Genomic DNA, 14240 nt, shown 5'->3' on the forward strand with positions numbered 1-14240 from the left:
GCTTGGCCGAGAGTTAGGGTCTGGGCATGACCCAGAACCTCGAAATCCACGTTACGACTGGCAACCGCGAGGAAGCCGAGAAGGTGGTCCAGGCCGCGGTTGAAGGACGGCTTGCAGCCTGTGCTCAGATCAGTGGTCCGATCACCTCCACCTACTGGTGGCAGGGCAAACTGGAGCGCGACGAAGAGTTTTTCATCGTCATGAAGACGACCGATGAGCGTCTCGACGCTCTGGTGGCCAACATCAAGGCCAACCACTCCTACGACACTCCCGAGATCGTGGCCGTGCCGATCGTCGGCGGTCTCGGTGACTACCTGACGTGGATCAAAGCAGAGACAGAGGTTCCGTCTTCGGGCGACTAGCCGAGTAGTCCTCGCGGAACCGGCTCACAGCCGGCACTTTGGTTCCGGAGAACTCCTCTACGACTTGATCAAGGCGGTCCCACCCGAGTGGGGCCGCCATGGTGGTAGTCGCCTCAAGCGACGAACGGGCGTACTTCACCGCCTCGGAGACGTCTCCCAGTCTGTAGTAGGCCAGTGCCATGTCCGCTTGGACCACGCAGAGCTTCTTGGTCTCCACATCCGGCCCCATGAAGGCGGAGACACGGTTGCTGGCCTCCACCGCTCGATCTTCCTCGCGGACTCTGGAGTAGACCGACAGGCACATAGAAGCAAAACGGGCCGGGTCGAGGAAGCAAGTCCACGGCCTAGCTGTGATGTCGGCGCCTGAGTATGTCTCTTCGGCCTCTCGGATGGCCTCCAGGGCGGACTTTCGGTCGCCGAGGAGGGCAGACTCCTCGCCTTTTCGAGCGAGAAGCCATGCTCTGGTCGCCCGGTCCCCGGCTTGGAGCCGCTCCAGGGCATTCGAGGCCAATTGGACACCCACGGCGTGGTTTCCGCCGGTCATGTAGGTCTGATAGCCGGTCATACAGGCCGCGGAAGCGGCGTCATCGGCCTGTTTCGCCGCAATTCCGACGAGACGAGCCTGTCCGCCGGCTCGTTGTCGGTCCCCCAGCTCCCATGCGAACCATGCACCAAGGACTGCGGACTCAGCGGCGGCCATCGCCAGGCGATGACGTAGGTGGACATCCCGATTCGTCTCCAGGAGTGCACTGAGTTCGCCGATGTGGGCCATCAGAGCGGGGTAAAGCTTCTTCGCCGGCCAGTGTTCTTCGAGCCGGTGAAACCCCTTGGTGCGGTCTTCCAGGTGTCTAACGGTCTCGGCGTCCGGCCTGTGGTGTCCTGTGAGCGCCCTCATGAGCCGCTCAGCAGGTTCGAGTGCAGAAGGTCCCGCCACCGTCACGGCGGCGAGCTGGAGCAGACTTCGACGGTCCACGCGCTGGTTGAGCCTTCCTACTGTCCAGGCGAGTAGAAGCGGATCGGCATTGACGAAAGCCTCGGGGCCTGTCGGCACCACGGGATTGAAGACCTCGATGTGCTTGGCGAAGACGCGGCGGTACAGCTCTGCGTAGACCGGCCCAACGCGCTCCCCTCGCTGGTGAGCCCGTATCCGTCTAGCCATGGAGTCGATCGACGATAGCTGGACGCGCTCCTTGGGGGTCGCGACATCGCGCATCTCTTTCGCCAAGTGGTTCTGAGTCCAGATCTTGCGCTCCAGGAGCAACCGGATCTGGTCGGCCACCTCCATCTGGCTTCCATCTTCGCTCATCGGCTCGACCCCCTCCGAACGCCACCTGCATGACATCCGCTCACGTCCGCTTGCGTCCGCCGACGTCTTCCAGTCTGGCCTGGTCTCCGTGTCATGTGGAGTGGTTTCTTGCAGTGGACACACCAAAACCGGATGCCAATGCCGGAACACCGCGCTTCAAGGACACAGGCGATGACAGCGATGACGGAAGCCCGAAGGCTGGTTATGAGCAGTGACTACCCTGCCGTGCCTGCTGCCGTTGGCGTCACCCGCAGGATCGCCAAGCGCCGCCTGGAGGTGTGGGGTGTCCCTCTGCCAGTGATCGAGAACATCAGCCTGGTGATCTCTGAGCTGGTCACCAACGCTGTTCAGGCAAAAGGAGTCCGCACTCTCACCCTGACGCTTGCCGAAGATGTGCCCGGCTCCATCACTGTGGAGGTCCGGGATTCCTCGCAGCAGGAGCCCATACGTAAGACGCCGAGCCTCACCGATCTCGGAGGGAGGGGACTCGGAATCGTGGAGGCTCTGGCCTGTCACTGCGGAGTTCGGCCTGAGCCGGAAGGCAAGACAGTGTTCGCGGTGATCGAAACCCAATAACCCTGTCCGGCCGGTGAGTCAACCAACCCCGCCGCCGGTCGGGCAGCCTAACGCAGCGGGGCATCCCTTCAGGAGGTTCTGATGTCCAAGCACGGCGGCGGTGGAAGTAGCGACGGTAAGGGAAGCGACGGCAACAGCTCGCAGGGCGGCGGTCGCGGCAACGAGGACACCAAGGGCAACTCCAGCGACGGCAAGAAGTAGGGAGCGCGTGACGTGACTGAGGACCCTGGCCTGATCAAGGGTAAGGACATGTACGACCTGAACCGCATCCTGGCGGGCCAGGGCGACCTCACTCGCCGCGAGTGGATGGAGGCATTCATCGCCGTACCGCGTGAGCGGTTCGTCCCCGACAGAGCGTGGGTCAACCCTGACTACGATGCTCCGTCCTATTCCATTGACAAGACGGCCCGTCCCGACGAGTGGCTAGGAGCGGTGTACTCCGATGCCTCAATCGTCACTCAGGTGGATGACGGTAAGGGAGATCCAGCCAGCGGTGAGGGCTGGTTCACTTCATCGGTGTCGGCTCCGGGCGTGGTCGCCCAGTTCGGCGAGTTGCTGGCTCCAATCCGCGGGGACCGCGTCCTGGAGATCGGGACCGGATCGGGCTGGACGGCTTGCCTGCTGGCTCACATCGTCGGCGAGCATGGTCGTGTCGTCTCCATCGAGGTGGACACCGATCTGGCCGAGGCCGCGGAAGAACGCACCGCCGGGCAAGGCTTCACCAATGTCGAGGTCCTCAACCTGGACGCTCTGGATTTCAACTCACTTGATGTGTTCGATCGCCTGCATGTAACGGCAGGCGTCTCACAGATCCCATGGAACCTGCTGGCGGCGCTGCGCCCTGGTGGGACGGCCGTCCTGCCGTGGTGTCCTGCGTGGGGCCACGGACAGAAACTCGCACTGACCCGAACCGGTGACGAGGCCATGGGCCGGCTCAGCACCACCGCCGGCTACATGATGCTGCGGTCCCAACGGCCCGAGCCGGGGACCTTGGCCTCGTTCCTGCACCATGAGGACGCAGCGAAACAGTACGCAACCAAGATCAACCCCAGGCACGTCGGTAGATCTGGCGACGCGCCCGGCTGGCAGACCTACGGCGGCGGAGTGGTCATCACCGCCCTGGCACCAGGTATCCGCTACGACCTGCGCGAGGCCCAGGACGACAGTGGCGAGGCAACGCTGTGGCTGAGGGAGACCTATCCCGGCTCCCGCGAGCACGGCTCGTGGGCGACCGTTGAGTACGTTCCCGACGCCAACGAGTACGAGGTGACCTCCTACGGCGCGCGAGACCTGTGGGACGAGGTCTGCGCCGCGTGGATGTACTGGAACACCATCGGCCGCCCCGAGCGCAGCCGGTTCGGCCTGACGGTGTCGAACCAGGGACAGGACGTCTGGCTCGACAAACCATCACAGGTCATCGGATAGCCCTCCAACCCCCTCCGGACGGCAGGCCGACCAACCACTGAAGTTCCCCGTGTGGTCCGATCAGGGGCACTTGCCCCCGGCGCACCCTTGGTCGAAGTGCGCCGCCGCCCGGAGGGCCCTCTCCCCGCACATCCGAGAAGGAGAAGCCCTCTGCCATGACGGCTGACACCACGCGGTTCGATGCCCTGGACGAACTCCGGGACACGATCCGGACGAACTTCCCCCCAGATCAGGGCCGCCTGCCACCAGATCGCCACCGTCAATGGCCCGGCCCCCGACGACGGACAGCCCCACTACAAGCTGTGGGTCGAGTCCTGCACCCATGGCCCATGGTGGGTGGGCTGGGACGGCTTTGAGTACGTGTGGCTGGACGGCCCGACCCCGGGCAGCGCCCTGGGTTCGGTCGAGTCACCTGGATACGTCGAGTCCGCGGCCCAAGAAATCGCCCGCGTTCTGGAGGTGACCCGATGACAGACAGCGTGAGCCAGGCTCTGTCGACTCCAGACGCCCACGGGCAGGTCCCTTTGGGGGCTGCAAGAAATTGAACGCCTCGTCATCCCCGGGCGCAGGCAGGGGAGCGGATGACGTGGGCGTTCGCCACCCATGAGAAGAAACCGCCGAGACGCCGAAGGTTCGACATGGAACACGCCCCCCAAACCCGTAAGCCATTCGACCGGATGACGGCAACTGAGCGAATCCGCCACAACCCCGAGATCATTGGGAAGCGATGCGGGTGGCCCGATCTGGATGCAGTCCTGGCGCTGCTGGGCGATCACCCGTGCTGGCTGATCTCCTACTACCCGGAACGGCAACCGGCGTATACCGATCACCTGGGCCGGCACGAGCCAGGAATCCCGCCTGGGAACTGGGCGGCACACCCAACGGGCTACCGGTTCGAGGACACTGGCAAACCGAGATGGATCGCCCCACGGTCGCCGAACTCGCCGTGCTGATCAAGTAGGCGAACGTCCTAACTCCTTGAACTCATCTACCGCTCCTGGGCTCTCGCCGATACCTACACATGGGCGATAGAGACCAGCCAAGACGTTGCCAAACCACCGAGACGCATTTACCTCTAGTTCGACCGACTCAATCCCGCCCGCTAACCCTCTTGTGAGGTACGCCATCAACCGAGAATCAAGCGCGTTCGCCGAACTCGAACGACTACAATCCGATTTCCCCCGGTGGGTGTTCAGCCTAGACGTCTCGCGTCTCGACCCTTTCCGTGCACACCGCAAACTCGTCGGTATAAGCGGAGGGCCGCTGGCCATCGGCGCCAAGTCCCCTCAACTCATGCGCGCCCTCATGCATGAGCAACAGGCGAGAGACGTGCCCTACCGCGTACATGACGGCTGGCCCGCCGATCCCCACGAGATAACTCCCACCTGCCTACCGTCATGCATAGGCGTGCTCACGATCGCCGATCTGGCCGAGTACGTCAGGAATCAAATACACGAAGCGACCTAGCACCTATCCACGCAACCTAAGTAGAAAGCCCCCAGCCGGAGCCGGGGGCTTTGTCGTTGGTCACGCCGCCTGTGGTGCCTTGAACTCTGCCAGCACGTCTCTAGCCCATCGGTCGGTCTTCCGGAACCTCTCGGCAAGTTCTACTGCCGAAGGAAGGGCGGCCTTGCGGAAGCTCTGCCAGGAACATCAAGGCTTCCGCCTTGGCCGAGGAACCCTTCCGCCCAAGCAGCCGCGCCGCGGAGAGAAGGTCGTGGTCCAGGCCAAGGGTGGCGCTGGCCCGATCACCTTCGACGCCATGGTCAAGCAGATCAAGCAGGCCGGCGGCCTCCTCGACCGCCTGGACTCCCTGCTGCTCACCCTCGCCCTGACCCTGCTGCCCGCACTCTGACGGGATGGGTGAGGTCTCCGGTCTCGTGGACGGCGGGTCAGGTGGCCAGTGGGATGTGGGTCGATCCGGACTGGGTGAGCTTCTGGATGGCGTAGACCTCGTGCCGGCCGGGGCGGGCGGAGTCGGTGAACTGGAACACCGCACGCCGGCGCACCACCTCCGTGCGCAGGTCGGCCGGGTTCACCAGCTCGACCCGTTGTGCCTGCGGGCCCCAGGCGAAGCGCGGACACTCGACATGCGTGCGGTCGCCGACCGCCTGCCTGCGCAGGAGCGCGTACGCCGCCTCGGTCGCGGGGATCACCGGGGCCTCGACGATGGTGATGTCGAGCCGCACCACGGCCGGCTTCACCGGGCCCGAGTCGACGCGCAGGGCGAGCCGCAGCCGTTCGCCCGGGGTGAACGGGCCGTTCAGCTTCTGGATCGCCGCCAGCGAGAGCTCATGGAGCTTGCCCGGGTCGAGCCTTTGCGGCCCGCCCGCGGCGTTCGGGTCCAGCAGGTCGCGCGGGGTCTGGTCCAGGTCGATCTTCTGGAGCGTCAGCGTGACCCGCGGGCCGCCCGGGGGCGGTTCGTCCCAGTCGAAGCGTATGGCCAGCGTGCTGTCGGGGTTGCACTCCCGCCGCTCGGCGGACAGCGTGACGGCGCGCTGCGGGCTGGTGCCCGCGGGTTGCTGGGGGAACTGCACCGGGACGCTGGCGTGGGCGGACGGCGAGGCGAGCCGCCGGTTGTATTCAGGATCCTCAAAGTGGACGTAGCGCGGGACGAGGGGCAGGTAGGGCACGCCCGGGTCGGCCACACGGAGCGGGAAACGCAGCACCTGGCTGTAGCCGTCGTGATACGGCTCCGCGCCGGGCAGGTGAGGGGTGAACCGTGCCTTGACGCGGGCGTGGACGCTCGCGCCGGGCGGCATGCCGGCGATCAGCTCGCGGGCTTGGCCGGCGCGGGTCGTGGGGTCGCCGGGCAACCCGAACTGGCAGATCGAGAACTTCGCCGTCTCGATGATGTCGACCTCGGGCCCCGGCAGGGGCACGCCGACCGCACCGAGCTGGGCACGCAGGGCCGGTGTCAGGACCAGCGTCGGGGTGGTGATGTCGGTGAGCGCGGTGACGCGTCCGGCGTCGACGAGTTCCAGGGCCAGGATCCAGTCGCGGATGCCGGTCGCCGTCGTCTGCCCGCCGGGCGGCGTGACGCTGCCGTCGATCCGGTAGACGAAGGTCAGGACTCCGTCCCAGTCCACGTCCAGCGTGTGGCGTTCGACGGCGGCCAGCTGCAGCCGCAGGCGCTGGGCGGTCTGCCGGTAGGTCGGATTCTCCGGCGGGTCGACGAAGCCGGCGCGGAACGCCTCGTCGGCCGGGGACGCCGTGACCAGAGCCGGCTTGCCTGGGTCGAAGTGGCTCGCCCAGGTGCGCAGCGCGACTCCCTGGCCGCCTTCGAGGTTGGCCGGCAGCGGCACGGGGCGCGGGGCACGATGCTGCACCGGCAGCCCGCCGGAAAGCATGGCCAGGCCGCGCGGGCGCGGGCGTTCGCCGGCCAGGGTGACGCCGCTCTGGCGCAGCAGGTGGTTGCGCAGCGTCACGAACACGCCGGCACGTGCGCCGCTCACCAGGTAGTGCAACGCGCCGGGCAGGACCGGCTGCCAGCGCTCCAGGGCCAGCCCCTCCGGCACCCCCGGCTCCTGCCCGTCCGGCTCGGGGAGGTCGGGCTGATCGAACACCGGCGCCGTCAGCGCGGGCAGCGGCGGGTTGGGCGGTACGGGAAGCAGGCTGCGTACGGCGGGCGCGCGGAAGCGTCGGGGCAGGCCGCTGGCCGGCCGGTCGGTGTGCAGCGCCGAACGGAACTGCACCGTACGCTGGACCGTCTGCCACCAGAGCGTCTGGCCCGCCTCGCCGGGGGTGGCCGCGCCGATGACGCCCTGCTGCCCCTGGGTGTAGTGCACACTGACGCGCAGCGCGCTGAGACCCCAGGGCCACGCCGGCAGGTCGCCGCGGACCGGGCGCTGGGTGAGATAGAACGGCTGTACCCCGGCCGTCTGCGGCGGCGCGAGTTCGAAGTCGCGGGCGCTCGCGGGGATCGCCGCGATATTGCACTGACCCTCGCGGTAACGCAGAGCGGTGAGTTCGGGGCGGATGCGGAACAGCCGTTTCGCCAGTGGTGACGCGGTCGTCACCCGGACCAGGGCGAAGGCGTAGCCGGTGGTCAGGGCCGCCTCCCCCAGGTTGTCTGGGCGGGTGTTGTCGCTGATGGTCCGGTAGCGCAGCACCGCGATCGGCGACTCGGGCGCCAGCAGACGCTGGGACTGCACGGCCCAGCTCTGAGCCTGGGCGCGCAGCTGGTTCTCATCGGCCAGCTCGGGGTTGTCGGGCTGAACGCTCCACATGCGGCTCGCCACGGGCTCCAGCCGAACGGTACTGGGCGCGAGGCAGAGCAGCTCGGCCAGCAGCAGCCGGGGTTGCAGCGGCGAAGGGCCGCTGCCCGGCACCGCCGGAGCCGGCCGCCACTGGAGCCCCAGGTACGGGCTGACCACCAGGTTCAGCGGACGCGGGTTGTCGGCGCCGTCGACTGCCAGCGGCGCGGGGATGAGAGTGGCCGCGGGATAGCGGCGAGGGCTTTGGCCGTCGGCGGGCGGCTGGCTGAGCCATCCGCTGCTCGCGATGAGCGCGGCGGCCAGCGTCCAGCCGTACGGCGGTTTGTTGGTCGTCGCCACAGTGCTCACGGCCTGGGTCTGCAGCAGCGCGTCCTCGCGCCAGACAGGGTCGGCGTACGGCGAGGGCTCGGCCGGCGCCGGCCGGTCGTCCGGCCGGGGCGGGTAGAACGGGCGGCGCGGGTCGAAGGCCTGGCGCAGGGCGACCGGGCGGCTGAGCCGAGCCGGCGTCTCAGGCAGGGCCGCGAGGACGCTCTGCAGCAGCTCGTCCTGCGGCTCGGGACGCGGGTTCTGAGCGCGGAACCAGCTCTCCTCCAGCGCCAGCGGGTCGAGGCGGGCGAAGCCGCGGCCGACCACGGTGTCCAGGCCGGCGAACGTGACGGCCAGCGGGGCGCTGTCGGCCCAGCCGCACAGGGCGAGAGCCAGGCCGGGCAGGGCGGTGGCGGGGGCCGTGGCGCGCAGGCGGGAGATGAGCAGCAGCGGGTCGGTCTGCAGCGGGCTGGGCTGCTGCCCGGCGGCGGGCTGGGCCAGGTCACGGGCAGGGTCCTGCAGCCGGCCCAGGAACGGCATGGTCAGCAGCAGCCAGCGCGGGTCGGCCGGGTCGGTGGGCGCGTAGTCCGCCGGGCCGCTGAGCAGGGCGCCCTGGCTACCGGTCGGGAGGAACTGCAGCGTGGTGGCCATGCCTTCCGCGGCGGGCACGAGCCTGACCAGGTGATGGGCGCTCGCCTCGACGAGCAGCGTGTCTCCAGGCAGCGTTTCTAGCGCCGCGCCCGAGTCGGCCAGCAGCGCCGACAGGCCCGCGCCCAGGTAACCGGCGCTCACGCTGCCGAGCGGGCTGACGCCCTCGACGGGGTCGGTGGTCTTGAGGGCGGCCATGGCACGCAGGAACTGCGCGGCGCGCCGGGGCGTGAGCAGGCGGACCTCCTGCACCGCCGTCCAGCGGACCTCGCGGCCGAGGGTGCCGCCGTTTCCGCCGGCCGCCGGCGTCACCTCGACGAGCTGGTGCTCGACCAGGGCCAGGGTCTGCCAGCTCTGGCCCTGGGCGAAGGTGAACAGCAGCGGGCCCTCGGCGCCGGTCAGGGTGGAGCCGGGCAGCTCATGCTGGTTGAGCAGCACCCTGATCGTGTGGCGCAGATGGGTCAGGGGCGGGGCGCCGGCGGTGCGGGCCGCCGGCAGGGTGATGCGCGCGGTGGCCGCGTCGTAGTTGAGCTGCTTGGGCCAGGAGATCAGGTTGGTCGTGGTCAGCATCCCGTTGAACAGGAAGCTCTCCTGCCAGTCCGGGCCCCGCAGGCGCGAGGTGTAGCCCACCACGAGGTCGCCGGCCGAGGACCCGTACAGCTGCGCGGCCCCGGCGTTTCGGCTGGGGTCGGCGTCGTGCAGCGAACGGCCCCAGTGGGCCACGAGCAGAGCCTCCACGAACGCGCCGGTCAGGGGCAGCTTCGGCAGATCATCCGGGCGGGCGGTGACGCGGAATGTGACCGTGGCGAAGCCGGGAGCGGCACGTTCGCCCAGGCCGGGCGTCTGGGCGTCGGCCAGGCGCATGCCCGGCAGGAACTGGAGGCCTTGCGGCTGCGGGGCGCTGTAGCCGTTCCAGCTGAACTGCAGCGCCGTGTCGCCGGCCAGGGCCGCGGGCGAGCCGTCGGGCAGGGTGACGGCGAGGGCGAGGTCGCCGAACAGGTTCGCGCCGTCGAGCGTGAAACGATCCGTCCCTGTCGCCATCAGGTCGAAGGTCAGCGCTGCCGCCAAGGCCTCCCCCCGGGCCGTGGTGGGCACCGTCGCCGGACCCGAGGCGAAGCGCGCGGACACCTCTTCGGCGGCGAGGGCACGGCTGTAGACGGCGATCATGCGGTACGTGCCCAGCCAGGCCCGGCCGCCCGTGATCTCATCGCCGAGAGCCAGCTCGAACTGGTCGTTCCAGGCGGCCAGGCTCCCGCCCACGGTGTGCTCGGCCTTGAGCTGCCCGTTGATGTAGATGCGGGTCCGGCCGTCGGCCGAGCGGGTGTAGGCCAGGTGGGTCAGGGCGCTGCTGAGCGAGCCGGCCGGGGTGGCGAGGGCGGGGGCGCCCTCCTCGTTCGTGCCGTCGGTGCGCAGCCACCCGTCCACAGAGGACGAATCGAGCAGCCCCTTGCGCTGCTGGAGGGTCACGTTGCGGTGCGCGGCGTCGGACGAGACGGTGATGACGTTGAACTGCCCGGTCGTCAGCAGGCCGGAGACGGGCTTCACCCACGCCTCGATACTGATCTCGTTGCTCGCCTTCACCGCGGCGTTCAGCTTGGTGGCGGGCGCGCCCGAGCGGAGGAGCGTCGCCTTGGTGAGGGTCAGGCCGCCCGGACCCCAGCTCATGCCCTGGGTCGCCGCCGCGGTCAGGTGCAGCGGCTCGCCGGTGCCGGAGGAGTCGCGGACGGTGGCGCCGCTGCCCTCATCGAAGCGGTAGAGCGCCTGCAGACCCGTCGGCGGCCTGCCGATCCGCACGGCGAGCGTGAGCTTCAGGGTGTGCTGACCGCCGGTCATGTCGAGGCCGAGGGCGACCCGCTGCGGCACGATCGGGTCGGGACGGGTCGCGCCGGGCAGGGTGAACGGCGGCGTCGCGGGGTCGGGGAAGCTGATCGGCGGCAGGCCGACCGCCCACTCCACCTGGAACAGGTGGAAATACAGCCGCACCTGCTCGATGGTCAGCCCGGCGCCACCGGACGCCAGCGCGATGGCGCCGACCCGCAGGCGCGGCGCGTCGCCGGCCTCGCCGGCGGAGACGGCCAGCGGCCACTCCAGGGCGGCGCCGTCGAGGCCGATGGCGCTGAGGCTCAGGGCGGTGCCGCCGCCCGGGGCGGTGCCGCCGGAGAAGGTCAGCCGCACGCAGTTGCTCAGATCGGTCTGCTCGTCGCCCGAGCCGGCCACCGGCAGCTGCAGCCGCCCGATCACCTCGACCGTGGCCACGCCGTCGCCCGCGAAGACCACGCGGTCGAGCACCAGCGGGAAGAAGCGCAGGCCGAACAGGTCGAGGCCGGGTGAGGGCGCGTCCGGGTCATCGTCGAGCGGTCGCAGCCGCCATTCGTACCCGGTGCGGTGCTCGTAGTCGCTGCTGCGCGCCTCGGGGTCGTTGCTGTCGAGATCGAGCTCGACGGCCTTGGGTGAACGAGCGGACGCCTTGCTGAACGTGGAGCCCTGGGCCGGAAGGTCGCGGAACCAGAGCTGCCAGCTCGCGGCGGCGTGGCCGAGGGTGAGCGGCAGGCGGGTGGTGGTCAGCTGCAGGTCGCCCGCCGTGGGATGGCTCAGCGGCGTCCTGATCAGGTTGGACGTGGACACGCTTGCGCCGCGCACCAGGCCGCGCTGGTCGGCGTAGCCGGCGCCGTCAACAGGCCGGGCGGCCATGCTTCCGGCCGTCACCTGGTATTGGGCCGACCCTGCGGGCGCGTCGGCGGGCAGGCGGCGCAGGCCGCCCGCCCCGTCGGCGAAATCGCCGCCGATCCCGGGCAGGGCCGTCTCGCGCGTCAGCGTCAGGGGGGCGCTTGGGGCCGGGTCGGCGTTGTCGAGGCGGAGCTCGCCGGGATAGCCGTCGAGGGCGAGCGTGGCGCGGACCGGCCAGGCGTGAATCGAGGCCAGGTGGCGCAGCACGGTCTGGCCGCCCTGCCGGGCGAAGGCGGCCACGCTGTCGGCGGCGGCCAGCCCGGCGCGCTCGGCCAGGCGCCGCCAGTAGTCGGCGTAGTCGGCGCGGGTGAGCGGACGCGGTGGCTCGGGCCGCGCCGTGCCGGGCAGCGGCGAGCTCTCCCGAGGATCTTTGGGGATCTTGGGAAGCTGCGCCAGGGCCTGGACCTCGTCGGTATAGGGCAGGTCGTAGCGGTACTGGACGGGCAGGCCGAGCGCGGAGTCGTTCTGCGGCGGGTCACCGTCGGGGCGCGGGTCGAGCACCAGGCCGGGCAGTGAGAGCGCCACCAGCGGCAGGTCGTACAGTTTCCGCTCCCCCGCACCGAGCCATTCGCGGGCGGGCGAGACAACGCCGCCGCCGTAGCGCGGCCAGCCCGTGGCGCCCGCCGCCGCGAAGCGCCAGCCGTTCGGGAGGTCCACGCCGTCCTGGCGGATCACCGGCAGCTCGAACGGGACGAGCTGCCGCCCGGCGATCGGCACGTTGGGCGGGCTGACGCTCTGGGTGAGCGCGAGGGCCTGCACCATCGGCAGAGTCGGGTGGCGACGCCAGACCAGAGGCAGCGCCGCGCCGATGACGTCGGGCGGCAGGACGCCACCGTCGACCAGGGCCCGCAGGAGCGCCTTGTCGATGCCGTACTGGAAGGCCCAGGCGCCGAGGTCGGCTGAGGGGGTCGGCTCGCTCCGCCACGCGAAGCTGACGGCCTCGAAGGCGAACCGCACGAGGGGCGCGAACAGCTCGCGTCCGGTGACGGTGCGCAGAGGTACGGTCGCCAGGCCACCGATCCAGTCGTCGAAGCCGGGCAGGGCGTCGGCCGCGGTGGGCGCCTCGGTGCTCAGCCAGAACAGCCCGTTCAGCGCCACCTCGGGCGCGTCCAGCGCCAGCTCAGCCGACTGGACTTGATATCCCCCTGCGATCGGGCCGAGCACCCAAGTGGCGGTCATGCGCTGGGCCGCGGCGAGGGTGAGGCTCCAGGGCTGTTCACCGGGGACTTTCCCGCGCCCGGCCGGATCGTCGTTGCCGTAGCTGACGGCGCCGCGCAGCAGGTTGTCGGGCGCCGGCGCGGGCTCCTCCTGGGCCACACCTGCGTCGAGGTAGATCTGCTCGGACAGGTTGGGCAGCGGGAGCTGCGCCCAGCCGTCGTCCAGCGGCGTGAACCCCCACAGCACGGCCGGGGTGACGTGCTGCGTCTCACCTGGCGCCGGTCCCCCCGGCGCCGGCCGGCTCCAGGACGGCTCGGGCACCTGCAAGGTGGCGCGGAGCCGGCGCGCGGCCTCGTTCGGGTCGAACGCGAGCGTGGTGGCAGCGAGGGTGACCCGCTCGCTCCAGCCGGTGTTGTCGCGGCCGGCCCGGTAGCCGAGCGTGCCGGTGGAGCCGGCGGGCGGGGCGCCGGCCGCCAGCTCCACCCGCAGGTTCGTGCCGGCGACGGCCACGCGCGCGCTGCCCGGCGTGATCCGGGCGAGCGTGTCCGGCTGGGCGGTCTGGTCGTACGGCTGACGGTCGCTCAGCAGCACGCTGAACTCGTCGCCCGCGAAGCTGATCGGGCGCGTGCCGGGCTGCTCCTGCCAGGGCGCGATCTCCCAGAACAGGCGCGGGATGGCCAGTGGGTTGGCCAGCTCCAGGGTGGCCCACTCCGGCACGGGCACCGGCTCGACCAGGCCGTTCAGCGGGTTGTTGGGGTTGAGGTAGCGGTTGAGGCGCCGCCAGGAGCCGATGATCGCCGCCCGCTCGCCGTCCGTCAGCCGCTCGGCCTCGATCGTCATCCGGAAGCCGCGCACCCTGGTCCCCGGCGCCGACTCGGGGTCGGGGACGACCCGGGCGAGCTGGAACACGGCGCTGACCGGCCCGGTGTCCCAGAGCAGGCGGATCTGGCCGAAGATCGAGAGGCCGGCGGCGTGGACGGCCAGGGCACCGAGCAGGCGGGCCGCGCCGGTGCGCTGGGTGATCGCCGCCGGTGCGACTCCCAGCGCGGTGTACAGCTTCTGGGCGGCGCTGTTCTGGGCCGTCATCGCGTCGAGGATGATCTCGCCGCCCAGGCAGGTGAACGTCGGGAGCCTGCCGGCGATGTTCGTGGGCCAGCCGTCGGCGGGGGCTTGCAGGAGCAGCAGGCTGGCGGTGCCGGCGGTGATCGCGGCTCGGATCGCCTGGGGCGGGAGGTGGCCGTCGGGCTTGGTGCCGCTGCGCTTCCACACGTACTGCGGCGCGGTGTTGCCGGTCGGGCTGATCGTGACGCTGGTGACGTAGACCAATGCCAGCAGGGAGCCCGGCAGCAGCACGCTGTCCTCGCCGGCCGCCTGGCGCGGCGTCGTGTCCACGAACAGGCCGCGGAACGCCAGGTTGCTGACCGGATCGGCCAGCCGGATCACCTCGGCCTCGGCCGTCCAGAAGGGACCGGCGATCCTCATCTTCGGCAGCTCGGGGAGTTTCGCCATCTGCTG

7 protein-coding genes are annotated in these 14240 nt (G+C 70.0%); 5 read left to right on the forward strand and 2 right to left on the reverse strand.

Features of this window, described 5'->3' with window-relative positions:
• Positions 1-26: 26 nt before the first annotated feature.
• Complete coding sequence (gene cutA, locus ABD333_RS38505) at positions 27-362, forward strand: divalent-cation tolerance protein CutA (protein ID WP_344547543.1); 336 nt, start codon at positions 27-29, stop codon at positions 360-362.
• Here cutA and ABD333_RS38510 read toward each other — a convergent pair.
• A complete protein-coding gene (locus ABD333_RS38510; RefSeq protein ID WP_344547544.1) occupies positions 325-1647 on the reverse strand; it encodes an NsdA family TPR-like regulatory protein in 1323 nt (440 codons plus the stop codon). The two genes, cutA and ABD333_RS38510, sit on opposite strands and share 38 nt — an antisense overlap.
• 192 nt (positions 1648-1839) lie before the next feature.
• Here ABD333_RS38510 and ABD333_RS38515 point away from each other — a divergent pair, with 192 nt between their 5' ends.
• From ABD333_RS38515 to ABD333_RS38530, 4 genes are all read left to right on the forward strand, one after another.
• Positions 1840-2244 carry an ATP-binding protein gene (locus ABD333_RS38515; protein ID WP_344547545.1) on the forward strand — a complete coding sequence of 135 codons (405 nt, stop codon included), beginning with the start codon at positions 1840-1842 and terminating at the stop codon, positions 2242-2244.
• Between the two features lie 213 nt (positions 2245-2457).
• On the forward strand, positions 2458-3669 hold the full coding sequence (locus ABD333_RS38520) for a methyltransferase domain-containing protein (protein WP_344547546.1): 1212 nt from the start codon (positions 2458-2460) through the stop codon (positions 3667-3669).
• 180 nt (positions 3670-3849) lie between these two features.
• The gene (locus ABD333_RS38525; RefSeq protein ID WP_344547547.1) at positions 3850-4140 is read left to right on the forward strand and encodes a hypothetical protein; all 291 of its coding nucleotides are present in this window, start codon (positions 3850-3852) and stop codon (positions 4138-4140) included.
• A 1159-nt stretch (positions 4141-5299) separates the two neighbouring features.
• Positions 5300-5524, forward strand: coding sequence for a hypothetical protein (locus tag ABD333_RS38530; protein WP_344547548.1), 225 nt, complete (start codon positions 5300-5302; stop codon positions 5522-5524).
• A 37-nt stretch (positions 5525-5561) separates the two neighbouring features.
• On the opposite strand, the gene ABD333_RS38535 is transcribed toward ABD333_RS38530, so the two are convergent.
• Positions 5562-14234 carry a LamG-like jellyroll fold domain-containing protein gene (locus tag ABD333_RS38535; protein ID WP_344547549.1) on the reverse strand — a complete coding sequence of 2891 codons (8673 nt, stop codon included), beginning with the start codon at positions 14232-14234 and terminating at the stop codon, positions 5562-5564.
• Between the last annotated feature and the right edge of the window lie 6 nt (positions 14235-14240).

The sequence above is a fragment of the Actinomadura fulvescens genome (genome assembly GCF_039533225.1).
Taxonomy (GTDB): domain Bacteria; phylum Actinomycetota; class Actinomycetes; order Streptosporangiales; family Streptosporangiaceae; genus Spirillospora; species Spirillospora fulvescens.

Excerpts from the sequence above, each read along its gene's own strand:
- ABD333_RS38535 (WP_344547549.1), bottom strand. The coding sequence starts at position 14,234 with ATGGCGAAACTCCCCGAGCTGCCGAAGATGAGGATCGCCGGTCCCTTC.
- cutA (WP_344547543.1), top strand. The coding sequence starts at position 27 with ATGACCCAGAACCTCGAAATCCACGTTACGACTGGCAACCGCGAGGAA.
- ABD333_RS38510 (WP_344547544.1), bottom strand. The coding sequence starts at position 1,647 with ATGGAGGTGGCCGACCAGATCCGGTTGCTCCTGGAGCGCAAGATCTGG.
- ABD333_RS38525 (WP_344547547.1), top strand. The coding sequence starts at position 3,850 with ATGCCCTGGACGAACTCCGGGACACGATCCGGACGAACTTCCCCCCAG.
- ABD333_RS38515 (WP_344547545.1), top strand. The coding sequence starts at position 1,840 with ATGACAGCGATGACGGAAGCCCGAAGGCTGGTTATGAGCAGTGACTAC.